This is a genomic window from Photobacterium toruni (assembly GCF_024529955.1).
In the GTDB taxonomy this organism is placed as follows: Bacteria; Pseudomonadota; Gammaproteobacteria; order Enterobacterales; family Vibrionaceae; genus Photobacterium; species Photobacterium toruni.
Map to the genome: position 1 here is coordinate 331,871 of NZ_AP024855.1, position 26,657 is coordinate 358,527.

The following is a 26,657-nucleotide window of genomic DNA, read 5'->3' on the forward strand; positions in this document are numbered from 1 at the left end:
TCTATTTCCTATTGTTTTTGATTACTAAACCTGATTTATCTCTAACACATATATTGATATCTTTGTATGATATCAACGCTTTATTTCTAGCACTTCTATATAATGATTTAATTAACGATAAAACATACGTTTTTTCTGTGCACATGAAGTCAACAATAATCAAATTATCACCATCATTCCAACACATTGGGTGAAGAATAAACTTATCATCATATAAATATTCAGTAAGTGTATTATTATCAACCCAAGCCCAAAAAACATAACCTATTGGATTAATATCACCTTTTCCTTTAATTAATATATACTGGTCGTGTAATATACCAGGCTTCACCCAATATAAAAATGAATTAATATTTACATTTTTATGAATATCATCTTTAACTGTTACTTCTAATAACAATCCAATCTCTTGTAATATATTACTCTTCGTTTTACCTGATTGTTCCCTCTCCATAAATAAAGAGTTTTTAGTGCTAATCGAGAAATTCGACTTATCTAAAATCATTATAAAAGCGTCCATGAGTAAATTTAAAAACAACTCTATTAATTAATATTATTAACTACTTAAATTATATAATTCAACATAAGTGAGTAATGATTTTTTAACATTCACACTCACACTATAATATTAAGATATTTTAAAAGTGTGATTATATTCTCATTTATTTTTTATAATTTACAATTTAACCATATTATTACAATAAATTTAACTTGCTAAAAATATGACTTACTTTGCCATATTACAATGGTTAATACTTAGATTTATAACAGATCAAACCATAACTTAACAAAATACACATATAACTCTCTACTATTTTATTTTTTACATATGATTAAGCTCAATATTTTATTTATACCTATAAACACAATGTAATTATTCTTTTAAAAAATAAGGCTATTTTTTATATAAACCTCCGATGCAAAAAACATAGTTAATTTAGCTAGCTCGTTAGAAATGATATCATCACATTATAATTTAATGGTTGACACGATGACTAAAAAAATGTGTCCTAATTTTACACCCGAATTTCGATTAGAATCTGCGCAACTCATTATAGACCAAGGCTACTCCGTAAAAGAAGCTGCTGAAGCGATGAGTGTCGGTAAATCAACAATGGATAAGTGGGTTCGACAGCTTAAAGATGAACGTGATGGGATTACACCTAAAGCACACCAATGACACCTGACCATACGGCACCCACTTTAGATCAACACACAAGCCATGAAGTAAATAGTCGAGGCAACCCTATATGCAAACGTAGTGGTTTAGCCTGTGATTTTATCGTCGAGGAATTTGAGAAAATATGGGCGTTATTGCAAAATATATCGTGCAGCACTTACCCTTTGACCGCATTTACTTCTATGGCAATAATAAACCACTTCATGTCAGCATTGATCCAGACAATAGCCAATTTATACAATACATGTTGCCATCACCAAAAACAGGCTTACGTTATCCAGGAAAAAGATATAATAAAGATAACTACTTAACAGCAGAATTTAAGGATGAAATATGAATGCAACACTATTTTAAAATCTCAAATACGCATAAATACGTTATATCTGAAAAATATCGAAATAACTAGCCATTAGGGTTCAGTTCACTATCCGCGAGCATCTTTTAACCGCTGTTGGTAAGCAGCTGCAGTTATATTTTCTCGACACGAATCATCAGCGCCACGCCTAAAACGATTGCATCCATAAAATGTCTCGCGATTAGGATCATTCTCGCAACGAGCGACCATAGTACCAATGCCACAACGCAAACAGCCGATTTCTATCTCGCCGCAGCCACGGCAACGTCTAAAACCTTTAACATTAACTTCTAATGGTGAATTACAATGCTTACAGCTATTTACTAACATATCGCAAGCTGGCGCAAAAGAACATTTATAGAGCGTTTTATTGTATTTAGTCGTAAACGGACGAAGCTCCCCTTTCTTGCATTGATTACAACGCCATTTTGCTAATTGAGGGGCTAACTTGTTATCAACATACTGCAAGCCAAACTTCGTTATTTCAGATAAAAATGGACTACTTTTATCGTTATCAAATATCACATAAACAAAGTGTTTTGCTCGGGTTAACGCAACATAAAATAAGCGACGTTCTTCACCATAAATAAAATTATCTTTGTTTGGTAAAACCAAATCTATTAACTCATCATTTTCTCTAGTAGAGGGAAACACGCCAGTATCAACGCCAAATAAAATAACATAATCAGCTTCTAAACCTTTACTCGCATGGGCGGTAACATAACTAATATTTAAGTGGGTATAAGAGAGTTTTGATATATCAAAACCTTTCAATTGTGCTGTATTTTCTTGACGGAATCGCCCAATAATTAACACAGATGCGACTTTACCTTTCTGATCGGCAGATCGATTTAGCGTTGATAAAGCACGCTGTAAGACGTTTATATATGCTTGATTTTTCTTATCCTTCATATTGGTAATTGAAGTTAAAGTTTCTATCTCTTTCTTAATATCAACTAACCTAACCGCTGGCGCATTTAATTGCTCATGCGTTGTAATATTTTTTTTAATTTGAGCCGGATTATTCATAACAAATCGGCTACTCACTTCATGTATCTTATCATTGAAACGAAATGTTTTATCTAACGGAACGGTTGTTGCGGGTGTAAATGCTGCTGGAAATTCCGTAAATAATGATAAATCAGCACCATTAAAATGATAAATAGACTGCCAATCATCACCAACAGCAAATAAGCGCATATTAGGTTTTGACGCCAATAACGCCTTAAGTAGTTTGGCTCGTCCTTCTGATATATCTTGAAACTCATCGACTAAAATATGCGTATAAGAATGCTGAAAATCACCTTTTTCAATAATAGATGTCGCTTCCGCAATCATGTCACTAAAATCAATACATTCAGTGCTGGCTAGATGCTCTTGATACGCGATTAAAACTGGTTCAAAAATACCTAAAAACGCTTGCGTTCTTTCAACATCATATCCCCCTTTCATTAGCTTACTTCTAACTAAATCTATATCAAACTGCCCTTCCTTATATAAACCAAGAAAACGCTTTAATAAATCGACAAAACCTTGCCACTGGCTGCTATTAGCCTCTTTTAACTGTTGAAATAATGTATCAATTTCTATAGGGCTTCTAATAACATCATGCTCATCCAATGCTGCAGCTAACAACAACTGTAATTGTCCTCTTTTTAATTGATAAGTATATAATTCCAACATAGTTGTCTTGTTAGATGTATGTAATTGACGCTTCCATTCAAGGCTTGCTAAATACTCATCTTTATCAATATAAGGAGCAGTATTGTTATGTTCATCTAATCCAAGATACTCAATATAGATATCTACATCGGGCAAGTAAAAATCAGGTTGATACTGTCTACGTTCAACACTTCTTGTATCAATTTTATATGGTGTTTCATATTGGTATTTAATGCCATTCAACGCTAAATAATTAGCAATTCGTAGCTCACCAACACTTTTCACCCACTCATTATTTAAAGTAACTAAACGGCATCCGGATAAGAATTCGTTATATTCTTCGATAGATTCAAAGTCGAGGTCTGATTTTCCTGGCGTACTTAAACTAGAAAAATAATGAACAAGAGTAGATTTAAATTGAAAACTTTGTTCAGCTAGAGAGCTTAACGTTGAGTCAATAAATTTCGTGAATTGAGCAGGCTGCTCAGTAAACGATGTTATTGAGCGTTTAACGCCATAATGGTTAGCTAGAATTTGATTTCCTAATGCATGGAACGTACTCGCTTTTAATAGTCCAGCGCTCACAGATAGACGATCTGCGATACGTTCATTCATCTCCAATGCCGCTTTGTTGCCGAAAGCAAGCATAAGGATATTCTCAGCCTTAGCAATATTAGCCGTTATAAGGTAACCCGCTTTTCCGACTAAGGTTGCTGTTTTTCCTGTTCCTGCACCAGCAATCACGAGAGTATGATCATCATTAACAACACAAGCCACTCGCTGCTTATCCGTTAATGGATTTTTCTCGACCTCATCAAAGAATTTTTTATATTTATTAACTAATAAAGGTGTTACTAGCTTATTATGAAGATCACGCCCTAACTCACTAATGGTTTCTTTAAGCAGTAATTTTGCTTCTTCAAACACCTGTTTTTGCAGCGGGCTTACCAATTGTTCTGATGAGATACCTAAGTTCTGTAACTTAGATACCAATTGATAAACCAAAGCAATTGGTTGCCATTCATAAGAAGATAAATAAATATTTTTGGCGTCCAATTTATCTAATGATTGTTGATAAAGTTGCCACTTATTACTATTTGATATTATTTCTAAAAGCGCAGTGACAATACATTGATTAAAAGTCAGTAAATCAGATTGGCGATAACCTTTTAGAACAACATGTTGATCTTCAGCTTCAATTACCAATGAATGAAATAACCATCCCTTTTTAATTGATAAGTTAACTAGTGAATCGAGTGAAATTTCAATTACATTTTTTGATTGCTGAACATTTAAACTAGAAGATGATAGAAATACAAATTGCTTTCGATTCCAGATCTGATTCCATAACTTTTTTATTGGATGTAGATTTAATTGCATGAGACTACTTCATTAAAAGTGCATATTTTCTTATCTTATTATTAAAGAAAATATACGTTATTGGGCTGTAATGGTTTCACTAAATAGCTCTTAGCAAAATAACGTTAAACGACTAACTCCCCAGTCTTGTTCGCTATTTTTTCAAAGTTTTTACTTAATTCATTTTCTTTATGGTAAGTTACAAGTAAATGTTTCATCGCTCGTGTGAACCCAACGTATAATAAACGAACAATTGAAGGTACATCTTCAGCATCCTGATACTGATGACTACTATCGATGATTACTATCGATGATTACAACCGTATCAAACTCAAGACCTTTACTACTATGAATAGGTAAAATAGCTAACTGGTTCTTTTTAGGATCATACTTTTTCTTATAGTCTGATTTAGCGAGCCAAATACAATCTATTCCTGCTTTTTTTAATGCATCAAATGCTTTTTTACCCATATAACTACTTGGATATAAAATGGCTATATTTTGTAATAATTGTCCATCTGCGAGCCATTTATTAATGCATCTTACTAAGAAGTGAACTTCTGATTCAGCATCTGAAAACTGCCGAACAATTGGCTTATCGCCTGAAATCCCTGCTGCTTCAGGTTTAATCACTGGTATATCATCATGATCTGCTTGTTCAAAATACGTTTGAGCAAACTGATATGAGAATTTCAGTATATCTTGAGTATTACGATAGTTTAATTTTAAGATCGTTGTACGACCTTGTGCTTGAATACCAACACTAGACAATAAAAAATTAAGCCCATTTTTATGCTTATAAATAGACTGAGCATCGTCATATAGTAATAATAATGAGTTTGTATCAGGATCAACCATCTGGGTAATTAACTTTAGCCAATCCGCTTCAAAATCATGCCCTTCATCAATTAAAACTGCACCATACTGCGCTCTAGGTATATCGCCGTTATCAACTCCTGCAATAACACTATCAACTTGTCTTTCCCAAACAGCATTATCACCATCAACTAACTTAATATGATAAGTACGCAATTGTTGTCCACACCAATCATGGAAATGATAAACCTGTACTTTATGCTCTATTTCTTTATCTCGTATAAAACTACGCAATTTTGATGCCAGTGTAATATTAAAGCACAATACTAATATTGGTTTGTGTAGTAAGGCTGCCAAATGAAGACAACGATAACCTAAAATAAGTGTTTTCCCTGATCCTGCAACACCATGAATAACACGATGCCCTTCCCCTAAGCTTCTGGCTAACTGTTCTTGCTGGATATCCATTATCTTGATGATATCTGGCATATTTCCTGAAAAATTTTCATGCTCAAATTCGAAATCATCCTCATCAAATAACAATACTTGATCTGATGACTGAATACGTATTTCAGGATAAAGATGCCACCTAATACGATCTATTTGAGGAAGCGTTAATTTATTCGGAAATGTATAGTTAAACATTCCCCATAATTGACTCTGGAATACTTCTATATCAACACTCTCAGTCATTTCATCTTTACAAATAACTAAATGTGGTTGTAAGACAGTATCTTGCGCATCAAGGGGGATGGCATCATCTAATTGTTTGCGAGTAATATTTGTTAATACCACGCCATAACCATAAGGAAATACTAATGAACCTTTATATTTCCCTTCATGATTAATTAATTGAAGATCATATTTTAGTTTATTTAATACCGTGTAGGTGCACTGTCTAACCAGCTCTAAAGGGTTTGCTTTTCGCTCTAATCCTTTATCTGTATGTAATGTAACTTGAGTGCTAGTAAGATCAGAAATTGATGATAACTTCCAATCTTTGACTTCAAGGAAAAGTAAACCACGATCAGGGTGTAATATAATAAAATCAGGATAACGACGCTTTTTTCCCACTGGTATATCAAACCAGCACAAATAATCATCTTCTAAGTGACTTTCAAGCCGACGAGCAAAGCGCTTCTCTCCCAGTGTCATCTTTTTTAGACATGTGGTTAACGCAGGGATCAAAATAGCCATACTCGTACTCAATTATACATTCAATATTAACTAGCAAAAAATACCGTATAAGTGTCAGTATTAATATGATATAAAACACAAATCCGTTATTTTATAGTTTTTTATTATGCTGCAAGCACTTATCAAAAAATTAAGCATATGATTAGCCCATAACTGAATTGACACCTATCAGGATTTTCTATGTCGATTGATTTCTACGATACCCATGCTGATGATTTTTACCAATCTACTGTTAACGTTGATGTAAGCCCATTACTAAATCGATTTATTCCTTATCTTCATGCATCAGCACATATACTCGATGCAGGGTGCGGTTCTGGTCGTGATAGCAAAGCCTTTATCAAAAAGGGGTTTCAAGTAACGGCTATCGATGCCAGTAAAGCGTTAGGGGAAAAGGCTGAACAATTAATTAAGCAACCTGTAGAGATCACTACATTTCAAAAATTTGAAGCTACAGATAAATTTGATGCTATTTGGGCGTGTGCGTCACTATTACATGTTTCATCACATGAGCTAAATGACGTTTTTAAAAAGCTCTCAAGCTATTTGGTTAATAATGGTATTTTCTATTGTTCATTTAAATACGGTAATGATGACGTCGAAAGAAATGGCCGTTCATTTACTAACTGTGATGAAAAACGGTTAAACAAATTTATCGCCAACGCATCGCTTTCAATCAAAGAGACATGGATAACTGGTGACTTACGCCCTGGACGTGAAGATGAAAAATGGCTAAATGTTATTTTGGAGAAAAATCATGACCGATAGCATTTCGCTGTATACGGGGCATAACCTAACAGTCGGATCTTATCAGGATCCACTTTTAGACAAACTGGTTATTGCAATTAATCATGCATCGATTATTGAGATCTCTGTCTCTTTCATTATGAAGTCAGGTCTTGATTTACTTTTTAATGCTTTATTGGATGCTCTTAATCGCGGAGCTGAATTACGCTTATTAACCTCCGATTATTTATCTGTAACACAACCCGTTGCCCTTCGTGAACTCATGCTATTAGTTGGTAAAGGGGCAAATATCCGTGTATTTCAGTGTGAAGGCAATATCAGCTTTCACCTAAAGTCCTACATATTAATTAAATCTCATCATAACCAAATTGACCAAGGCTGTGCATGGGTTGGCTCTAATTACATGAGTAAAATGGCCTTAACTCAAGGTCATGAATGGGCATTACGTTTTGATTATGAAAAACCTAATAATTCAAAGGCTGCACTTGAATTTCATCATATTCGTCAACAGTTTGAACATCTATTCACTCACCCTCTAACACATTCATTATCACATGAATGGATCGATACTTATAACACACGCTATAAGAAACAAAACCCGCACTTTATACGCTTAATAACAACAGAAACAGAGTTAGAATTAGACGGTTTTGTACCTAACAATATTCAAACTGAAGCGCTCCTAGCCTTAGAACAAACTCGACTAAATGGATATCAACGAGGATTAGTGGTATTAGCCACTGGCATGGGTAAGACTTGGCTATCAGCTTTTGACACCAAACAAATGAACGCCAAAAGAGTATTATTTGTTGCTCACCGAGAAGAGATTTTATTACAAGCTGAACGCACTTTTCTTCAGCTTAATGAGAACATAAGAACGGGACGCTACAATGGCACATCCAAAGACACTGAGGCCGACTACCTTTTTGCATCAATTCAAACTATCGGGCGCCGAGAGCATCTTACATTATTTGATAAAAAGCATTTTGATTATGTGATCGTGGATGAATTTCATCATGCTAGTTCATCGACCTATCAAGCACTTTTAGCCTATTTTGAACCTGTTTTTTTATTAGGGTTAACCGCAACACCTGAACGTTCAGATCAAGCTGATATTCTCTCATTATGCGATAACAATTTAGTATTTGAACGAAATCTTGTTCACGGTATTGATAATAAAATATTAGTACCGTTTGATTATTACGGCATTTACGATCAATTCGTTAATTACCAAGAAATACCGTGGCGAAATGGTAAATTCGATCCCACTGCATTAGACACAGCGTTTGCGACTCAACAACGTGCACAGCACATTCTTAAGTACTGGGAGGCAAAGAAACTGACACGAACTCTTGCCTTTTGTATTTCAAAAAAACATGCTGACTATATGGCGAAGTTTTTCTGCAATAAAGGATATAACGCTGCTGCCGTATACAGTGATTCTACAATGCCCCGTAATGAAGCCTTAACAGCATTACAAAATGGTGTTATCGATATTATCTTTTCAGTTGATCTATTTAATGAAGGAACAGATATTCCATCAATAGACACAATATTGATGATCAGACCAACAGAATCCAAAATTCTCTTCTTACAACAGTTAGGACGCGGTTTACGACAATCAAAAGATACCCAAAAGGATAAGTTATTAGTGTTGGATTTTATTGGTAATCACCAATCATTTTTAACCAAACCTTCAGCGCTACTTGATATATCAAGCACACGAGAAATCGCTAAGCGGTCAGCAAAACCAATTACGCTTACCGATGACTGTTTTATCAATTTCGAACCAGAATTAACACAATTCTGGCAAGAGCTTGCTAGTCGTTATAAAACAAGCAGTATTGATGAGTACCGAGAACTAAAAAATATTTTAGATCATCGTCCTACCGCTACTGAATTTATGCAAGCTAATTACCGATTAGATAAAGTTAAACAACAACATGGAAGTTGGTTCTCATTAGTCGCCACAGGAGAAAAAACACTCGAGTTGACCCATTTGGTTAATAACTACGGTAAATTTCTACATCATGGTATAGCCCAAACGGCCATGACAAAATGCTTTAAGGCTATTTTACTTGAGGCATTTTTACATTTAGATGGCTTCACAACACCACCAACAACAGAAAGATTAGCAGAACAAAGCTTAATCGTACTTAATCGTTATCCTGAGTTAAAAGCAAAAGATGTTGCTAAAGCAGAGCTACAATGCAAATCAACTGATTCTCGATGGCATCAATATTGGCTAAAAAATCCAATCAAAGCGTACACAACAACAAATAAAAATGGAGAGCAGTGGTTCTCTATTTCTGACGGCAGATTTACTGCTAATTTCAATGTTGAACAAGAAGATAAACAGCAATTACATGAAGCTGTAAGAGAATTGGTTGATTTACGATTAGCTCAGTACGTACAAAGAAATACCGAGAATCAGATTTAACCCTTTTTTTAATAACATTTATATAATATTTTCAAAGATATTCTGAACAATAACTAACCATGCTTACCGCGCTGTAACGTCTAAATACATTAACGGGCAAGCATCCCCTAACAGTTATGGTAAACTCAGTGATAAGTATTTGTATGTAAGCGATAGCAGCATTACCAATGTGGATAGAAAATGATGTCCACTGCTATCTTTTACAATAAATTTTAGTACCTCTGGTTGTACACCATAGGTTAACTAGAAAAATAAAGAGTATAAAAATCAAATGAGTAGTCAAACAATTCAGTGGTTCCCGGGCCATATGCACAAAGCCCGTAAAGAAATTGAAGAGGCGATGCCGAAAGTCGATGTGATCATCGAAGTGTTAGATGCCCGTATTCCTTTTAGTAGTGAAAACCCGCTGATCAAATCATTCCGTGAAACTAATGATGGTAAACCAGTTGTTAAAGTACTTAACAAGCGTGATTTAGCTGATCCGGAAATGACCCAATTATGGATTAATCACCTTGAAAAAGAACAAGGTGTAAAAGCAATTGCGATCACGACTGAGAACTTAAACGAAGTTAACCAGATTATGGATCTCTGCCGTAAGCTTGCGCCACAGCGTGAAGAAGCAGGTAAGAAGATTCGTACTATGATCATGGGTATTCCTAACGTTGGTAAATCAACCATCATTAATGCTCTTGCTGGTCGTACGGTTGCGATCACGGGTAACCAACCTGCCGTTACTCGTCAGCAACAACGTATTAATTTAGATAATGGTATTTTGCTTTCTGACACTCCTGGAATTTTGTGGCCAAAAGTAGAAAACCCGCACAGTGGTTTCCGTTTAGCCGCAACGGGTGCAATTAAAGATACCGCAATGGATTATATCGACGTTGCTTTCTTTACGATTGAATATCTGATCAAAGCTTACCCTGAAATGATCAAGGCCCGTTATAACCTTGATGATGACCTTCCTGAATCTGAAATTGAATTAATGGAAGAGATTGGTCGTAAGCGTGGATGTCTAAAAGGTGGTGGTCGTGTAGATTTACACAAAGCCTCTGTTATTTTAATTAATGAATTACGCAATGGTACTTTGGGCAATATCACGCTTGAACATCCTGAGATGATCACTGAAGAATTGATCAATGTTGCGATTGCTTCAGAGCGTAAAACAGAAGAAAAAATCAAGAAAAAAGAAGAGCGTCGCAAGCGTTACCTGAAAAATAAACGCTAAGTAATAAAACAATATTTTTTTACATAAGTTTTAATAGTCACTTCTATCTGTTTATTAATTTATACTTGATAGAGTGACTTTTTTTATATCTTCGATAAATCACAAACCTAAGAAAAAATTTTATTGGTTATCATTAATTTTTTTCGTATTACAGATAAAAAATAACCACCATAAACTCAATTACAACACTAATGATTTTGTTGTTATCGAGTACTTATTTAATACATATAATGATGGTAACTATTTAAATAATATGAATTTATAAAACCATGGTATTTGATTGAAGCCATTCGATTAAACATAACTCTAATCATTTTTTCCATATCGATTAGATTATAAATAAAAACACGATTTCGGATTAGTTTTTCTCATTTTACTCACGTAGTTATTATGTGAATAATCGCTCGGATTTCAGTCGAAAGTAAACTTAAACAGCACTGTCTCTTATTACCTCACCTCTCTTTCTGATTGGCGAGGCTTGACGACTCTTTTAGAGTTACTCCTTTATTAATAAAAGAGACAGATTATCTAAACCGAATTTTAATGTGGAGAGTACGGTAGTGCAACAAACCGCTACTTGTCATAAAAGCAACGGCATGTTTGTGCCTGTTGCAGGACTAACTGTATTTGCAATTGCTTCAGGCTACTTAATGAGCTTGATCCCACTATCATTAGCTAATTTTAATATTGATAGTAGTTATGCGAGTTGGTTAGCTAGTATCTATTATATTGGTTTATTAATAGGATCATTAATGATCGAACCTATTATTGCCAAAATAGGTCACCGTATTGCCTTTATTGGCTTTCTTGCATTATTAGCTTCAACGGTTGCTGTTTTACCTTTCTTTCCATATAAAGAATTATGGTTATCTGCACGTTTAGTTGCGGGTATTGCTGTTGCCGGTATTTTTGTTGTTGTTGAATCATGGCTTTTGATTGGTGACAGTGCAAAAGAGCGTGCTAAGCGTTTAGGTTTTTACATGACCTCGCTTTACGGTGGTACAACTGTTGGTCAGCTGGCTGTGGGTTATTTTGGCGTACAAGGTTTTATACCTTTTGCGGTGATCTTAGTCTTATTATTGGTTGCTATTTTGCCACCATTATTTGTAAAACAAGGTCAGCCTGATAGTCATGGTCACCAAGTACTTTCACTTAAGCAAATTACACGTTTAAGCAAGCCTGCAATTATTGGTTGTATGACGTCTGGTGTGGTGATGGGAAGTATTTATGGTTTAATGCCATTAGCACTTAAAGCTAGCTCACTTTCAACCAATCAAGTTGGTGTGTTGATGGCCGCGATTATTCTTGGTGGTATGGTTATTCAGCCAATTATTAGTAAGCTTTCTATTGTAATGAGCAAGACATTATTACTTGCGTTAATGTCATTACTGGGCGTTTTTGCTATGGGGCTAACCTACTTATCATCAGATTACATTGTGTTAATCAGTGCATTAGCGTTATTAGGTATGTCAGCATTTGCACTTTATCCAATTGCGATTACGTTAGCGTGTGATAATTTAGATTCATCTTACATTGTAGCTGCAACCCAAGTAATGCTATTTAGCTACAGCATTGGTTCTGCACTTGGTCCTATTGGTGCAAATAGCTTTATGGCTGAACAAAATGGTTTGATGGACTTCTTCTTTATCGTGTTACTCGCAACGGCAATTTACATGCTAATTGCAAGTCTACAACGGAAGCCTCAAGTATTGGCAAGCTAGTCGTTACAATCAATGATTAACAAAGGCGTGATAGTTAATAGCTATCGCGCCTTTTTGTTATGCCAAATATATGTCTATTTAACTAAGGCAGCGGCACCAAATACACCTGCACTATCACCTAAATCAGGTTTTACAATCTGAGTATTTAATTCACCATTAAACAAATGCGGCAATATCGCTTGCTGGGCTTGTTGATATAAAGCATCAATATTACCGACACCGCCACCAATAACAATCACGTCAGGATCAAGCACATTGATAATTTGTGCCGCCGCAATACCAAAGTAGTGCGACATTCTTGCTATTGTTGCTTGAGCATGACGATCATTATCAGCCGCTCGTGCCACTATTTCGGGTAATGATAAAGCAACACCCGATTGTTCACAGTAGAATCGCTCTAAACCTTTACCTGAAATAACGGTTTCGAGACATCCTGATTGGCCGCAATAACAAGGAGCACCATTAGGCTCGATAACATTATGCCCCCACTCGCCAGCAATGCCATGACAGCCGTATAAGCCTTTGCCATTAACCACAATACCAGAACCGACGCCAGTACCCATGATGATCCCAAAGACAACTTCTGCATGTGGTTTTACGCGTTTAGCTGCACCAAAATGCGCTTCAGCTAATGCAAAACAATTAGCATCATTTGCTAATACAACCTTTGCGTTTAATAACAGGGAAAGATCTTTATCAAGAGGTTTGTTATTTAGTGCGGTCGAATTGCAGTTTTTCATTACGCCATGCTGAGGATCTAACGTACCAGGTGTGCCAAAACCAATCGCAAGAGGTCGTTGACCCAATTGCTCAGCACACCTATCGATCAATAATTTAATCTGATTTAAAATATGAGCATAACCTTGATCGCTTTCTGTTGCTATGCGCTCTCTTACTACACATTTATCCGTACTACGTTCAATGACAGCACACTCAATTTTAGTGCCGCCTAAGTCTACACCCCAGTAATAACGATCCATTTTCACTCCCTTGTTATTTTATTCCATTTAATTAGTATACTTGATGCATAATATTAAATACTGTGATTTTATCGAAACTTTATTCGATAATGTCTCTGGTTAAGACGATTTAAGTGAATAATTTATTCATTTATTCGATTAATGCAACAGAAATACATTTTCTTGCAAAATATCTCTTGTAGCGATGCGATAATATTTTAAAGTAGCAGTACTTATTATCGATGCGCGATCTCGCGTGGTTTACAGTAGTACTTAATGAATAAATACCGCCCTTATCTTGATCTACCACTTTGTATATCAATTCTTCTTTTAATCACGTTTAGTTCATTAACGGTATGGAGTGCAAGTAGCTTTAGCATACCCATTATTGAGCGGCATCTTATTCGTGGTATGTTGGCTATTGGTGTTTTGATTGTGATGTCGGCAATTCCTCCAGCAGCCTACCAACGCTATGCGCCTTATTTATTTGTGATCACGGTGATTTTTTTACTTGGCGTGTTTGTCAGTGGCGATAGTACCAATGGTTCTCGACGTTGGTTAGCACTCGGTCCAATTCGTTTTCAGCCATCTGAACTGGTTAAAGTCGCTGTGCCATTAATGATAGCGTGGGTATTAATCGCAGAGGCTGGACGCCCAACACTCAAGAAAGTTCTGATTTGCTTGATGATCACCGCCATTCCTGCGGGACTTATTTTCATTCAGCCAGATCTCGATGGTGCCATTTTTACCATTTTGTACGCCTTGTTTGTACTTTATTATGCGGGTATGAGCTGGAAGTTAATTTCAACTGTTTTAGGTATTATTGCCGTAACAGTGCCGCTCGCTTGGTATTTTGTAATGGAAACCTATCAGAAAAAGCGGGTATTACAATTTCTTGATCCTGAATCAGACCCACTCGGGTCTGGCTATCAGATCATTCAGTCAAAAATTGCTATAGGCTCTGGCGGTATTCGCGGTAAAGGCTGGACAGATGCAACCCAAGGTAATTTAGGCTTTATACCAGAAAGCCATACTGACTTTATCTTCTCAACGTTTGCAGAAGAATGGGGGTATTGGGGTAGCGTATTACTATTAGGGATCTATGCCTTTATGACTTTTAGAGTGATTTGGTTGGCTAATCAATCAGAATCCCCTTTTGCGCGTTTAGTCAGTGCCGCTTTTGCATTAAGTTTCTTTCTTTATAGTTTTATTAATATCGGTATGGTGAGTGGCGTATTGCCAGTAATGGGAAGTCCACTGCCATTTTTTAGTTATGGTGGCTCAGCCATTATTACGCAAGGGGCTATATTTGGCATGATCATGTCACTCTGCCTGCGTAAAAAATCCATTTGTGCGCCGTGTAAATAAAGTCATTAACACTCAAATTACCGCATAAAAAAGACCAGCCGTATTTCAAAATATGGCTGGTCTTTTTATGACTGCGCTTTAATTAAATGATAGGACATTTAATCACAAACAGATTAACGCTCAGAAGCGGCTTCTGTAGCGATTTTTAACGCTGGTGACGTAATTTCTACGCGGCGGTTTTGTGCACGACCTTCAGCTGTTGCATTGGTTGCGATTGGATGTTGCTCACCCATACCTTGTGCCGTAACCTGTGCTGGATTTGTTACATACTTTGTTAACTCAGTAGCCACTGCATGAGCACGTTTTTCAGACAGTGTTTGGTTATAAGCCGCTGGACCTGTATTTGAGGTATAGCCTGTCACAACAATCGTAGCACTTGGGTAACGCGTTAAGCGTTTAGCCATTGGCTGGAGTGCTCTTTCATTTGCAGCGGTTAATTTATACTGATTAACACCGTAGTCTAATGCTAATGTTGATGGCTCAATAGTCACTGTTTGTGCCATTGCTGGCGCGATCGTATCAACCACTACAGGTGCGGCTCCCCAGTTATAAACAAGGCTTAAACCGTAGAAATTAGTATCAAACTTATAATCTAAATCAGTACCACGAGGTTTTGACGATAGATCATGATAATACTGATACTCAAGGCGAGTTGAGAGATGATCGGTTAATTGATATTCAACACCTGCACCGACAGTACCAACAAGATGATCGTCTGTATCACTCACGCCATTACCATGGTAAGCCGTCAGCATATAACTGCCACCCGCTTTAGCGAATAAGCCCCAGCTATCATTAACATGCCATGTCGCTTTACCTGTTAAATCAAAAGCATGTTGCTTAATATTCTGATGATTAACTTGTGCATCACCTAACCAAGTATAGCCAGTCTCAACCGCAAACCATGGGGTAATGTTATAACCCGCAAAGATACCTGCACCCAGATCGTTTTGTTTCAGACCAAGGTTAGAGGCATGACCATTCTGCTCAAAATGAGAATAGTTAGCATCGCCTAAACGCACACCAACATAATAAGGATTAGCCGGTGCTGCTTGAGCAACACCAGAAATAAGGATAGCAAGCGGTAACAGTGCAAAATATTTATTAGACATACTATTTACTTTATAGTGATTAAAATTAGATAAGTTTTTGAATGTAATTATCTGCAGAATCATAATAATGCCAAAATAGCATTTCTTTGTCATAGCTAAATAAAAATAAAATCACTCGCTTACAAGCAGTATCAAGATCTGCTTATAAAATATAGCCAAACATTCACACCTAACACTTAGCGTCATTAATAGTGTGTAATTGCAATACCGATCTCAGTAGCTAATTGCTGCAATTGCTCATCTGTATCTAATTTAACCGTCCAATTTAAACCACTGCCCACAGCGGTGATCACATTTGCGCCGCCAATTAATGTCAGTTCGTCGACTTGTGCTTGCATCATAATTCGGCAATTACCATCAATACGAATCACAACTTCATGTTGTGTCGCTATAATTTTGCCTTGAGAGAAAGTAATGATCATTATATTTACTGCTTTTTATGTTTTAAAACGGCCATCGTCAAACGGCTGGTACAAACGAGGCGCTGACGTTCATCACGAATTTCAATCTGCCATACCTGTGTTGTCGCCCCAATATGTAACGGGGTCGCTTTTCCTGTCACAAGACCACTGCGAACGGCACGAATGTGATTAGCATTAATATCTAACCCCACACAATAATAATCACTAGTAACAGCAAAATTTGCAGCCAATGATCCTAACGTTTCAGCTAAGACGACAGAAGCGCCACCATGCAACATCCCTAATGGTTGATGGGTACGCGAATCGACAGGCATCGTTGCAGATAATGACGAATCATCAACAGCCACATATTCAATCCCTAAATGTTCAACTAATGTATTTTTAGAGGTTTGATTAAAAAGTGCTAACGTAAATGGTCGTTGCCAAATTGCCATCATATTCTCCCGTCATGAGTGTGTTATGCCATTTATGAATCAACAATGATAACACTGTTTCTCTTTATCTTATTACAACGTAAAATAGCTAAATTCACGCATTTAAGGTATTTGTTACAGATACATTTCTTTAATAAACGTCTTTTTTGTTTTTAGCTGATTTACGTGTTCAAGTATGATGAATTTAATTAAAAGTAAAACAACATCGCTGCCACACACTGATTTACCACTATCTGTAGGTATTATTGGTGGTGGTATCGCAGGATCAACTATTGCCCTTCGATTAGCCGAACAAGGTATTAATGTTCAGCTCTTTGAGGAAGGTAAAAGCTTAGTTAATGGCCCTCCAATTTGTCACTTACATGCTGGCGGGAATCTGTATCGTGAGATTTCAGATCAACAATGCATAACCTTACTCAAGCAATCTATTGATACATTACGTGTTTATCGCCATACCTCAAATATTAGACCAACGGTTATTGCGATACCTTGCAGTGATGCAGGTGATCCCAATGATTTATTACCGCGTCTAACGTTATTGCAACAAACTTATCAAACACTTGTTGAACAAGATCCTAAAAACCGTGTGCTTGGTGAGCCAAAAGATTACTTTACACTATACCAACGTAGTGATTTGGAATATCTCGCCTCACAAGATAATCCTCAGCAACCGTTAACGCCTGATCAATGGATGATCCCAGTAGCCAAATCCATCAATTTAGATCAATTCAAATACCCATTAGTCATGGTGCAAGAATATGGTTTAAGTGTGTTTAGAATTGCAGCGACCTTAACACTTGCATTAAACAAATTAACTCAATGTCATGTTCATACGAGTGCTAAAGTAACCTCTTTAGTCGAATCTGTGCAAGGTACTGGCTGGCAAGTTAATTATCAAGATGCAAGCAACCAATACCATCAAATCAATGTGGACTACCTCGTAAATGCAGGGGGTTATCAAACAGGAACAATTGATGACCTAGCGCATATTCCACGTCAACGAATGGTTGAATTTAAAGCCGCTTATATTACTCATTGGGCACAATGTGATGCACAATGGCCTGAAGTGATCTTCCATGGTGAACGCGGTACACCAAATGGTATGGCACAATTAACGCCTTATCCTAATGGTTTTTTCCAACTCCATGGTATGACACAAGACATTACACTGTTTAAAAATGGCTTAGTTGCATCAAATGCGACCAGTGCGCAACCACAGTTAAATGCGGCTTTTAAAGAAAAGTTACAACAACACTGGTCACAACAAGAAATTGAGCAACGTACACAGCGTGCTATTAACCATATGGCACAATTTGTAGGGAAGTTTGAACAAGCAACTGTTGGCGGTAAACCTTTATTTGGTGCTCAACAAATACCGGGAAATGATCCAACATTACGTGCCGCTGATGTCTCTTATTCTCACCAACGTTATGCGCGTTCTGAAATTGTCAAAGCATCCTCTGCGTTATCAGTTGCTGATGCGATAATGGATCAACTCGCAGCATTGCATTTAATTCAAACACCAGTATCCCAAACTCGTGAAGATGCGTTTCCTATTGCCCAACAATTAAGTCTCAACGATATTGTCAGTTATGCTGAACAATTAGCCGCAGAGCGTGGTTTTCCAATCTCACTCGCTAGCCCTATTGGTCATAATACAAAATAGTCATTAAATAACAACAAAGTAGCTGAAATCACAGCTACTTTGTTCAACACAATATCGTTAATACTAATCTAAATAAAAAACGCTTTATTGCTTGCCTATTTCAGCATTAATAACGGCTAACGCTTGCTGCTGCGACACTAATAACGCTTGTTTATTTTTTAGTAGCCCTAATTGTTGATCATACTTATCGCAATCTTTTTGTGATACCCAATTCCAGCTATTGCCAGATTTAAATTCATCACATGCTTTTTTGAAGTCTTTTGCCGCTTGCTTTATTTGAATCACATCCGCTTGGGTTGCCGTCACATTGGCTTGCATTTCAGCTTGACGTTTAAAATATTGCTGCGATTTATCAATCACGACTTGCTGCTTATTGGTTGTTGTTTGTAACTTAACAACCTCAGTATTTAATTTCTTTTTTGTTACTTCTAATTGTTGTTGATTTGCCGCTAACTGCTGCCTTTTCTGTGTTAATAAGGCTAATTGCGCTGAGAAATCCGCTTTTTGTTTCTCAACCAATTGCGTCATCATTGTTAACTCTTTGGTTGTTTGTTCTAATTGTCGACTTTGTTTTTCATTACTTGCCACTAATACTTGATATTGTGCCGAGTTACGATCAAGTTGCTCAGTTTGAGACTGCACAAGTTGTTGGCAACGAACAAGAGTAGGAGCGTTAGTCTTTTTTTCTACTTTCATTCCGACACCATAGCCAATGACGCCACCTGCAATAAGTGCTAAAAGAGAGAATAACAAAGGGGTTTTACTTGTCGTTATAGTAGACATAATCACTTTCTCCATTTTATTTTTCGGACTAGGAACAACTAATACATTTACCTGTTGATGAGGTTAACACTTTGGTAGTGATCGATTGTTAACACCGTATCAAATAATGTTATGCCTTTAGAAAAAAACGTTAATAATGAATAAATTCGGCTAAATTATCGCTCAATTCTCAATTTTAATAATGTGTTTCAACCATAATATCTAGTGAGATTAATCAATAAATTCGGTGCAAGCAAACTAGAATTAATTTAATCGATTTCAATTCACACTATAACTAATGGTACTTTTATGATCACACCACTGTTTTTTTTAACTGTATCGGCATTTTCAATCCCTTTGCTTGAAAACTCAACCTACAGCCAAACTGATACCCATTGCACTCTCACAGTAAAAGAAGAACGTCTACAAGATAATATTGTGTTAACAATGTCAACGAACCGAAATAATCACTATGATGTTAAAATCTATCATTTACATGATCTTCAAGCACCTTCTCGTGGCGAGTTAACCCAACATTCAATTGATAATACCAAACAACATCAGCAACTTAATTACGTCGTTGATCACAACCTATTTAAACGTATCGATGATGAAACCGTTATTTATACTACCACTATTGCAAATGACAGTAACAATATCAGCCCACAACAATTTACTCAGGCTTTCAAAGCGCATAGCTACCGTACAAAATTACATATTGAAGGGCTTAACCCTCTCGCATTTATTGCTAGTCAACGCCAAGCCGACGCTTTTTTTCGCTGTGCTGAACAGCAACAAATAACAACATTGGCTAAGCGTTAATAATTGATATTATTGATAATAACAAGTAAAAAATAATAACCGCTATTAGCTTAATTTCAGGACTAAATCACTGTCTTGAATCCACCCCTGACGGCGCATGATATACGCAACAGCAATAGTGATCAGTGCAGGTAAAATAAAGTGCATTAACACAATTAACCCATAGATATAGCCACTGCTTATACCCGGTTGCTCCATTGCGATCAGCGTTTGAATTTGCCCTACTAATCCTGATGTTCCCATTCCTGCCCCCAAAGGAGTATTTTGCATATGAAATACCACCGTTGCTATAGGGCCAAGTATTGCAGATGCCACAATCGGTGGAATCCAAATTTTATAATTTTTAACAATATTTGGCATTTGTAACATTGAAGTACCGAGTCCTTGAGCAAAAATACCTGCCCAGCCATTAACTCGATAACTCATAACGGCAAAGCCCACCATTTGCGCCGCACACCCGACTGTTGCAGCCCCCGCCGCTAACCCATTTAAACTCAGCATAATAGCAATCGCAGCACTGCTAATCGGTAGTGTTAGTGCCATTCCCATCAATACTGCCACTACTGCTCCCATCAATAATGGTTGTAATTGCGTCGTCGACATAATCAATTGTCCAAACTGGGTCATTAATGCGCCGACCAGCGGTCCAATCCAACTACCAACCATGACACCAACTAAGACAGTAACAGCCGGCGTCACTAAAATATCAACCTTGGTTTCACCCGCAACCAATTTACCGCATTCAGCAGCACAAATACTGGCGACATAAGCACCAACAGGCCCTCCCATTGCCGCCCCCGCAGCACCAGCAATGGTCGATGAAAATAAAACTAATGGTGGCGCTTTTAATGCATAAGCAATCGCGACACCAATTGCAGGTCCGGTCATTTGCTTTGCTAGTGGCCACAAAACATCACTCAAGAGTGGTATTGAAAATTTAATGCCAATTGTATTTAAAATCGAACCAATCAGTAATGACGAAAATAAGCCTAACGCCATAAAACTCATTGCATGTATAAAATAGCAATGACAAGAGATAATGATATTTTTAGAAACGAGAAAACGATTAACACGGGCAAGAAAACGCGACCAAGGAAGCTGCATTACAACAAAAACCACATAAAAGAGCTGAATAATGGCAGAATTTTACCTTAGACTGTCTATAAATACAGTCATTAAGTTACTTTTTTTATCATTTAGACTATATTAATACTCAACATAATTAATCCCTATGCAGCACCTTTAACACATTAATTATGTAACCGTAACCTGATTCACATTGGGTAACCCTAACATCAACACAAACATAACTAAAAATAGAGCATAATAATTTACCCACCCGTGGTGTTTATTTACTGTTATGGCTCATGTGCTTACTAGGAATAAACATCATGTCATTAATACATTACCAGCCACTATCATATTTCAATGATAGTTTTAAAAATCAAAATGTTAGTAAACAATTAACGCCGATTGCCGCGTTAATTAGCCTCGCTTTGAGCTTTCCTCTTGCGGCTGCACAACCACCATTAATGCTTGCCAAAAGTTTACCTAGCGATCAATTAAATGCTGCACATTATAGTGATGATAATCAAATTCACGATATTTTTACGGTAACTGATTATTTGGTAAGTGAGAAATTAGACGGTATTCGCGCCTATTGGAATGGGCAACAGTTGCTAACCAAAACCGGCAATATTATTCATGCACCAACATGGTTTTATGCTAATTTTCCAAACACACCTTTAGATGGCGAACTGTGGATTGAGCGCGGTCAATTTCAAGCATTAACACGTATTGTGCTGGATAATAAACCTGATCATCAGGCATGGAAAAATGTTAATTATATGGTGTTTGATCTTCCTCATAACAGCGCACCATTTAGCGACCGTTACCTTCAATTGCAAGCATTAATTGAGCAACAACGGGATCAAAACAATCAACCACTAAAACACTTACAGTGGGTTGAGCACAAGTCACTTGATAACTTGGCTATTTTAGTCCAGTGGTTAGATATTATTAGTAGTCATGATGGTGAAGGCCTAATGCTGCACCACAAATCCAATAACTATACTTCTGGCAGAACGGAACATTTATTAAAACTAAAAAATCATCACGATGCAGAAGCTATTATTATTGGCTATGAAGAAGGCAATGGTAAATATCAAGGCATGATGGGATCCGTTTGGGTAAAAACAGCTACCAATAATACGTTTAAAATAGGATCAGGCTTTAATGATCAACAACGAAAATCTCCCCCTGCGATAGGCAGCACCATTCAATATCGCTATAACGGCTATACCAACAATGGAATCCCCCGTTTTGCTCGTTTTATTCGAGTACGTAATAATCCTGACAGTTAATATCAAAATCACAACAAATGTCATTGGCACATGACATTTATTGTTACACTCTTTTAAGACAAATATAGATTAAGTCGTTGATTAGTTTTGGTATAACTTTACTATAATCGCCACATTCTTTTAACATAACGACTAATAATGACCAACTTATTTAATCGCTCTTATCCCCTAACAGCCGCAATACTGCTTACTGTGACCATGAGCAGTAATGTTTATGCTATGCCTCAAGGTGACGCAAGCAAAGGGGAAATAAAAACCCCCAGTTGCCGTTTTTGTCATGGCGATAATGGTATTGCACCACAACCAAGCTATCCCAACCTTGCAGGTCAACAACAGCAATACCTGTATGATGCGATGCTAGCTTACACCAATGATATGCGTCTTGGACCAATGGCAACGATGATGAAAGGTCAGTTACAAAATTTAAGCCCACAAGACCTTGCCGATATTGCGGCTTATTATTCTAAAATGAAATAGTCGTGACAGCTTCCCCCTAAAGGGCATCATTCTTAATCGTTTCAAATTGACATAGTGATTCAGAAAGATCTGCAACCTGACGAGCCAATTCTCGATTAAGCCACAAATAGCCGTAATAACTAATGTCAGTTCGGCTATCGGCACATGGCGCTAATTTTGGGTATAGCGCCAAAATATCAAGTTGGTTTTTATTAAGTATCATTAATGGCTTTTGTGGCGCTAATAAGTCCTGCCCCAATAATTCACACATCAGTGATAGCTGTTCTTTTGCTTGTGACAACGCCCGTATTTCTTGTACTTTTTCTTTACTGTATTGATGACGCCACTGGGTTTGAATAATATTTTCTAATAAATTAAACATTCTCACCTGACAAGCAATTGCCTTTTTAACAGGTACTTTCATTTTAGGTGATTCATGACCAATACTTGATTCTAATGCCGTAAGTTTATTAAGCGTTTGTCGTAATTGAGATAGCTGAATTTCACGGTAAGCATCATCACTATTAACGAGCGCATTATGCTCAGAATAGTTTTGATGAAATAGACGCAAAAAATCACCACAGGCTAATTTGAAATGATCAGTCGCTTTGGCTGGAAATAGGTATTGGCTTGCAATAATCGCGACTAATCCGCCCCATAACACATTCGTTGTACGCCATAACGCGATATGTAAATCCCCAGGACCACTACCCGCAACAAGCACTAATGTCACTGAGGTTAAAATGGCACTGTATGAATATTTACCAAATGTAAAATACAATGATACACAAAGCATTACGACTAATAAGCCATAGTGCCAATAAACACTATCAACGGGGAAAAAATACAAGGACAGTCCTAAGATGGCCCCGATTGTCGTGCCTAATATCCGCTGACTGGCTTTATCTGACACTTCACCTGAATACTTAGCTGACATCACCACAATAATGGTAATTGGTGCCCATGTACCGTATGGCAGTTTAAATATAATATCGACTGAAAATGCAATAATACAGGCGATAATAATGCGCAGCACATGAAATAAGCGCATATGCTTAATAATCTGTTGGTGGATGGCTTTCATTTAGTGTTGTAACCACAAAAATTTAATCTTAACAGAAGATACAAATAACACACGCTCTTGATTAAATCCGCAACGAACGCAACATTCGTCCGTTGTTATGAATAAGGTTCAAGCTACCTTGTTAAATTTTTAAGAAGTATTCCTCTCGCACCGTTGATGTCACGGTCAACGGTGAAACCATCGCCTTTAATAATTTTTGATGAACCTAGCTTTTCATCAATCGAACCATCCCAAGAACGCGTCTTTGAGGTGTATGCCTCATTACAATCAACAACGATTTTTCCATGCTTACGCGCGTACCACTTTAGGCGCAACTTAAAACCATAGTGATTTAAATCAAGCATCTGACGGCAAGTGTTACGTCTAATTGTACGCACTTTACCTTTTCTTCGTACCATTTGTTTTGTCTCAAACGTTGGAAGAAAAATGACATCGTAATGAGTGACTAATTCATTCGCTAACCGATTGTGTAAATCTAAAATCACATCGTCTTTTTTACACTTTAAGCGATTAATTTCTTTATTAAAATACACAATACGATCTCTAGCCCACTGAGACATCTCTTTGAATTTAATGCCTTGTTGTGTGTTTAAGACTCGTTGCTTTTGACTGATGAGTTTATCTACACGTTTCATGAGTGGAAACAGTTTTTCTTTAGCGAAATTATCACCAACAATCAGGGCATCATCTTTGCTAAAACAGGTTGCAAACGTTCGTACGCCTTGATCAACACCCACACATTTAACGTCACCTTGGATCTCGGTTTGAATGTCAATGTGTTGTTGAACTTGAATGAACCAACGCCCTTTGTCATAAGTAATAATACAACTTTTACCAATGGCTTCGTTTGGTATGCTTTCCGTTACCTGATTACCACCGAGACTCAGCCAGCGTTAATAATTTCTCTGGCATCGGTGGTGATTTTGCACCACATTTAATTAGCGTATTGAATATATCTTCAACTCGAAACCGATAATTAAATCGAAAACAGAATTCACCAAGATAACGAGGAATATGCTTTTCTCTAATTGCGTGATATGTCCCTTTTATCGAATTTTTAACGTTACCAATCATGGTATCGACCCAATAAAATGCAGCTTCATATTGGTGAAGTTCTTTACCATTTTTTGGTAATGAACCATGAATAATATCTGCTGCTAACAGACCATTAAAACAGGGTAAACCATCTGATATGACTAACGTTTTTTCTTGTAAATGCTTTTTAGCCCAATCTGTAATTTCTTGTTTTTTAAAACAAGAAACAACACTTAGCCGCATATAAATAGGATGACCTTCTTCATTCAAAGAGATCGCTGATACAAAAGGTGTTTTACCTTTGGCACCACGTCCTCGCTTTCCTTTTTGTTTACCTCCAATATATGCATCATCCAATTGCACGATATTGCCTAACTTTCGATTATCATCATGCTCTTTCATCACTTGCATGAGCTTATGTTTTATTCGCCATGCTGCGTTATAAGAAACCCCTAATTTACGCTTTAGCTCTAATGCTGAAATACTGTTTTTATCTTGTGTGATGAGATAAATAGCTAAAAACCAAGTAGTTAACGGTAATTTTGAATGGGAAAATAAAGTACCTGCCGTCAATGATGTCTGATGGTGACACTTATTACATTGATATAATGACCGCGATTTAAGTTCACAATAACTTTTAGAAGCACAGGTAGGGCAAACGTAACCATTTTTCCATCGAATATTAAATAAACGCTCTCTACATTGAATTTCTGTCCCATACATTTGCATAAATTCGGGTATAGAAAAGCCTTTCTGAAATTGGATTGAATTCTTAGGCATAACGTCACTCCTATACTTCAATATCTTAAAGTATAGGAGATAATTTAACAGTGGCTGTTAAATAGTGGTAATCAGGAAAAAATTAACATAACAAACCATATTAATTTATAAATAATATAGCTTGTTATTTGATCTTTATTCTATTTAGTCTAATTTCGAGGTGGCATTGTTGCTCGCTCAATACTGCACTCATACGAGCCCATTTCAAACTCACGGCAAATCCACGGTCGATTTTCATAAATAGTACAGAGTAAAGTATCGCGATCAACTGCTGCACACCAGCCATCATCAAGGCGTAGCATTACTTCACCGCCCCACTCATCAATATCAATGTATTCTTCAGGTACACCCGTATCAGTAATAATCATTACTTCTAAACGGCAACAACATGCTTGGCAAGTACTGCAAGTCATGGTTGGATCAGGTTCTGTGCTTATATTGGTTATATCAATGGTCATATTTATCATCGCCATGTTTTCTTGCGCGCATAGTAACGCAAACCTCTATTAAAAACACGGACATCATTACAACGACTTATCTCGCGATTAATCCAACCGATATTTTAAAAATAAATACGATCCTTAGTTTATGAATTACTTTTTATATTGTTCACTTCCTATATAGATTTACGTTCATATCCTAAAAATTCATGCTATTGTAATAAAATAAATAACAAAAATTTAACCAAA

General features: G+C 36.7%; 23 protein-coding genes and 1 pseudogene. 11 read left to right on the forward strand and 13 right to left on the reverse strand.

What is annotated here, in order from left to right; all coding sequences use genetic code 11:
• Position 1 precedes the first annotated feature (1 nt).
• Positions 2-505, reverse strand: a complete 504-nt coding sequence (locus OC457_RS15740) for a toxin-activating lysine-acyltransferase (RefSeq protein ID WP_080175310.1) — start codon at positions 503-505, stop codon at positions 2-4.
• Positions 506-991: 486 nt separating this feature from the next.
• Here OC457_RS15740 and OC457_RS15745 point away from each other — a divergent pair.
• Positions 992-1,171, forward strand: a pseudogene (locus OC457_RS15745) (transposase); the annotation flags it as partial.
• Positions 1,172-1,304: 133 nt separating this feature from the next.
• Entirely contained in the window at positions 1,305-1,517 is a 213-nt protein-coding gene (locus tag OC457_RS15750; RefSeq protein ID WP_080175312.1) for a hypothetical protein, read from the forward strand.
• 87 nt (positions 1,518-1,604) lie between these two features.
• Here the strand turns inward: OC457_RS15750 and OC457_RS15755 are convergent, their stop codons facing one another.
• Entirely contained in the window at positions 1,605-4,577 is a 2,973-nt protein-coding gene (locus tag OC457_RS15755; protein WP_080175313.1) for a UvrD-helicase domain-containing protein, read from the reverse strand.
• Between the two features lie 270 nt (positions 4,578-4,847).
• Entirely contained in the window at positions 4,848-6,569 is a 1,722-nt protein-coding gene (locus OC457_RS15760; protein WP_235866959.1) for a 3'-5' exonuclease, read from the reverse strand.
• A 180-nt stretch (positions 6,570-6,749) separates the two neighbouring features.
• Between OC457_RS15760 and OC457_RS15765 the strand changes: the two genes are divergently transcribed.
• From OC457_RS15765 to OC457_RS15780, 4 genes are all read left to right on the forward strand, one after another.
• A complete protein-coding gene (locus tag OC457_RS15765) occupies positions 6,750-7,337 on the forward strand; it encodes a class I SAM-dependent methyltransferase (RefSeq protein WP_080175314.1) in 588 nt (195 codons plus the stop codon).
• Positions 7,327-9,756: a DEAD/DEAH box helicase family protein gene (locus OC457_RS15770; protein WP_080175315.1), complete on the forward strand. Its 2,430-nt coding sequence runs from the start codon at positions 7,327-7,329 to the stop codon at positions 9,754-9,756. The genes OC457_RS15765 and OC457_RS15770 overlap by 11 nt, the downstream gene beginning before the upstream one ends.
• 271 nt (positions 9,757-10,027) lie before the next feature.
• The gene (gene ylqF / locus OC457_RS15775; RefSeq protein ID WP_080175316.1) at positions 10,028-10,984 is read left to right on the forward strand and encodes a ribosome biogenesis GTPase YlqF; all 957 of its coding nucleotides are present in this window, start codon (positions 10,028-10,030) and stop codon (positions 10,982-10,984) included.
• 560 nt (positions 10,985-11,544) lie between these two features.
• A complete protein-coding gene (locus tag OC457_RS15780) occupies positions 11,545-12,705 on the forward strand; it encodes an MFS transporter (protein ID WP_235866960.1) in 1,161 nt (386 codons plus the stop codon).
• A 74-nt stretch (positions 12,706-12,779) separates the two neighbouring features.
• On the opposite strand, the gene OC457_RS15785 is transcribed toward OC457_RS15780, so the two are convergent.
• Positions 12,780-13,685, reverse strand: a complete 906-nt coding sequence (locus OC457_RS15785; RefSeq protein ID WP_080175318.1) for an ROK family protein — start codon at positions 13,683-13,685, stop codon at positions 12,780-12,782.
• Positions 13,686-13,940: 255 nt separating this feature from the next.
• Here OC457_RS15785 and rodA point away from each other — a divergent pair, with 255 nt between their 5' ends.
• Complete coding sequence (gene rodA, locus OC457_RS15790; RefSeq protein ID WP_080175320.1) at positions 13,941-15,032, forward strand: rod shape-determining protein RodA; 1,092 nt, start codon at positions 13,941-13,943, stop codon at positions 15,030-15,032.
• Between the two features lie 113 nt (positions 15,033-15,145).
• Here rodA and OC457_RS15795 read toward each other — a convergent pair whose 3' ends face one another.
• The 3 genes from OC457_RS15795 to OC457_RS15805 form a co-directional block, all read right to left on the reverse strand.
• Entirely contained in the window at positions 15,146-16,144 is a 999-nt protein-coding gene (locus OC457_RS15795; RefSeq protein ID WP_080175321.1) for an outer membrane beta-barrel protein, read from the reverse strand.
• Between the two features lie 185 nt (positions 16,145-16,329).
• The gene (locus OC457_RS15800; RefSeq protein ID WP_080175322.1) at positions 16,330-16,566 is read right to left on the reverse strand and encodes a DUF3389 domain-containing protein; all 237 of its coding nucleotides are present in this window, start codon (positions 16,564-16,566) and stop codon (positions 16,330-16,332) included.
• A 5-nt stretch (positions 16,567-16,571) separates the two neighbouring features.
• On the reverse strand, positions 16,572-17,000 hold the full coding sequence (locus OC457_RS15805) for a hotdog fold thioesterase (RefSeq protein WP_080175323.1): 429 nt from the start codon (positions 16,998-17,000) through the stop codon (positions 16,572-16,574).
• A gap of 178 nt (positions 17,001-17,178) precedes the next feature.
• Here OC457_RS15805 and OC457_RS15810 point away from each other — a divergent pair, with 178 nt between their 5' ends.
• Positions 17,179-18,666, forward strand: coding sequence for an NAD(P)-binding protein (locus OC457_RS15810; RefSeq protein WP_080175343.1), 1,488 nt, complete (start codon positions 17,179-17,181; stop codon positions 18,664-18,666).
• An 84-nt stretch (positions 18,667-18,750) separates the two neighbouring features.
• Here the strand turns inward: OC457_RS15810 and OC457_RS15815 are convergent, their stop codons facing one another.
• Positions 18,751-19,449, reverse strand: a complete 699-nt coding sequence (locus OC457_RS15815) for a hypothetical protein (RefSeq protein WP_080175324.1) — start codon at positions 19,447-19,449, stop codon at positions 18,751-18,753.
• Positions 19,450-19,737: 288 nt separating this feature from the next.
• On the opposite strand from OC457_RS15815, the gene OC457_RS15820 reads away from it, so the two are divergent.
• Positions 19,738-20,250 (forward strand): hypothetical protein, encoded by a 513-nt coding sequence (locus OC457_RS15820; RefSeq protein WP_080175325.1) that lies wholly within the window; start codon positions 19,738-19,740, stop codon positions 20,248-20,250.
• A 45-nt stretch (positions 20,251-20,295) separates the two neighbouring features.
• On the opposite strand, the gene OC457_RS15825 is transcribed toward OC457_RS15820, so the two are convergent.
• A complete protein-coding gene (locus OC457_RS15825; RefSeq protein WP_080175326.1) occupies positions 20,296-21,354 on the reverse strand; it encodes a PTS transporter subunit IIC in 1,059 nt (352 codons plus the stop codon).
• Positions 21,355-21,641: 287 nt separating this feature from the next.
• Between OC457_RS15825 and OC457_RS15830 the strand changes: the two genes are divergently transcribed.
• A complete protein-coding gene (locus OC457_RS15830) occupies positions 21,642-22,613 on the forward strand; it encodes a DNA ligase (protein WP_096777854.1) in 972 nt (323 codons plus the stop codon).
• 198 nt (positions 22,614-22,811) lie between these two features.
• A complete protein-coding gene (locus OC457_RS15835) occupies positions 22,812-23,090 on the forward strand; it encodes a c-type cytochrome (protein WP_370737971.1) in 279 nt (92 codons plus the stop codon).
• A 16-nt stretch (positions 23,091-23,106) separates the two neighbouring features.
• Here OC457_RS15835 and OC457_RS15840 read toward each other — a convergent pair whose 3' ends face one another.
• The 4 genes from OC457_RS15840 to OC457_RS15855 form a co-directional block, all read right to left on the reverse strand.
• The gene (locus OC457_RS15840; RefSeq protein WP_080175328.1) at positions 23,107-24,153 is read right to left on the reverse strand and encodes an FUSC family protein; all 1,047 of its coding nucleotides are present in this window, start codon (positions 24,151-24,153) and stop codon (positions 23,107-23,109) included.
• A 113-nt stretch (positions 24,154-24,266) separates the two neighbouring features.
• Positions 24,267-25,040, reverse strand: coding sequence for a transposase (locus OC457_RS15845; protein ID WP_306341392.1), 774 nt, complete (start codon positions 25,038-25,040; stop codon positions 24,267-24,269).
• Entirely contained in the window at positions 25,024-25,968 is a 945-nt protein-coding gene (locus OC457_RS15850; protein ID WP_080176628.1) for an IS1595-like element ISPma1 family transposase, read from the reverse strand. The genes OC457_RS15845 and OC457_RS15850 overlap by 17 nt, the downstream gene beginning before the upstream one ends.
• A gap of 149 nt (positions 25,969-26,117) precedes the next feature.
• Positions 26,118-26,426, reverse strand: coding sequence for a YkgJ family cysteine cluster protein (locus OC457_RS15855; protein ID WP_080176571.1), 309 nt, complete (start codon positions 26,424-26,426; stop codon positions 26,118-26,120).
• Positions 26,427-26,657 lie beyond the last annotated feature (231 nt).

Excerpts from the sequence above, each read along its gene's own strand:
- OC457_RS15825 (WP_080175326.1), bottom strand. The coding sequence starts at position 21,354 with ATGCAGCTTCCTTGGTCGCGTTTTCTTGCCCGTGTTAATCGTTTTCTC.
- OC457_RS15815 (WP_080175324.1), bottom strand. The coding sequence starts at position 19,449 with ATGTCTACTATAACGACAAGTAAAACCCCTTTGTTATTCTCTCTTTTA.
- OC457_RS15770 (WP_080175315.1), top strand. The coding sequence starts at position 7,327 with ATGACCGATAGCATTTCGCTGTATACGGGGCATAACCTAACAGTCGGA.
- OC457_RS15760 (WP_235866959.1), bottom strand. The coding sequence starts at position 6,569 with ATGGCTATTTTGATCCCTGCGTTAACCACATGTCTAAAAAAGATGACA.
- OC457_RS15750 (WP_080175312.1), top strand. The coding sequence starts at position 1,305 with ATGGGCGTTATTGCAAAATATATCGTGCAGCACTTACCCTTTGACCGC.
- OC457_RS15855 (WP_080176571.1), bottom strand. The coding sequence starts at position 26,426 with ATGACCATTGATATAACCAATATAAGCACAGAACCTGATCCAACCATG.
- OC457_RS15850 (WP_080176628.1), bottom strand. The coding sequence starts at position 25,968 with ATGCCTAAGAATTCAATCCAATTTCAGAAAGGCTTTTCTATACCCGAA.
- OC457_RS15740 (WP_080175310.1), bottom strand. The coding sequence starts at position 505 with ATGATTTTAGATAAGTCGAATTTCTCGATTAGCACTAAAAACTCTTTA.
- OC457_RS15835 (WP_370737971.1), top strand. The coding sequence starts at position 22,812 with ATGAGCAGTAATGTTTATGCTATGCCTCAAGGTGACGCAAGCAAAGGG.
- OC457_RS15830 (WP_096777854.1), top strand. The coding sequence starts at position 21,642 with ATGTCATTAATACATTACCAGCCACTATCATATTTCAATGATAGTTTT.
- OC457_RS15820 (WP_080175325.1), top strand. The coding sequence starts at position 19,738 with ATGATCACACCACTGTTTTTTTTAACTGTATCGGCATTTTCAATCCCT.
- OC457_RS15840 (WP_080175328.1), bottom strand. The coding sequence starts at position 24,153 with ATGAAAGCCATCCACCAACAGATTATTAAGCATATGCGCTTATTTCAT.
- OC457_RS15765 (WP_080175314.1), top strand. The coding sequence starts at position 6,750 with ATGTCGATTGATTTCTACGATACCCATGCTGATGATTTTTACCAATCT.
- OC457_RS15805 (WP_080175323.1), bottom strand. The coding sequence starts at position 17,000 with ATGGCAATTTGGCAACGACCATTTACGTTAGCACTTTTTAATCAAACC.
- OC457_RS15785 (WP_080175318.1), bottom strand. The coding sequence starts at position 13,685 with ATGGATCGTTATTACTGGGGTGTAGACTTAGGCGGCACTAAAATTGAG.
- OC457_RS15755 (WP_080175313.1), bottom strand. The coding sequence starts at position 4,577 with ATGCAATTAAATCTACATCCAATAAAAAAGTTATGGAATCAGATCTGG.
- rodA (WP_080175320.1), top strand. The coding sequence starts at position 13,941 with ATGAATAAATACCGCCCTTATCTTGATCTACCACTTTGTATATCAATT.
- ylqF (WP_080175316.1), top strand. The coding sequence starts at position 10,028 with ATGAGTAGTCAAACAATTCAGTGGTTCCCGGGCCATATGCACAAAGCC.
- OC457_RS15810 (WP_080175343.1), top strand. The coding sequence starts at position 17,179 with ATGAATTTAATTAAAAGTAAAACAACATCGCTGCCACACACTGATTTA.
- OC457_RS15795 (WP_080175321.1), bottom strand. The coding sequence starts at position 16,144 with ATGTCTAATAAATATTTTGCACTGTTACCGCTTGCTATCCTTATTTCT.
- OC457_RS15800 (WP_080175322.1), bottom strand. The coding sequence starts at position 16,566 with ATGATCATTACTTTCTCTCAAGGCAAAATTATAGCGACACAACATGAA.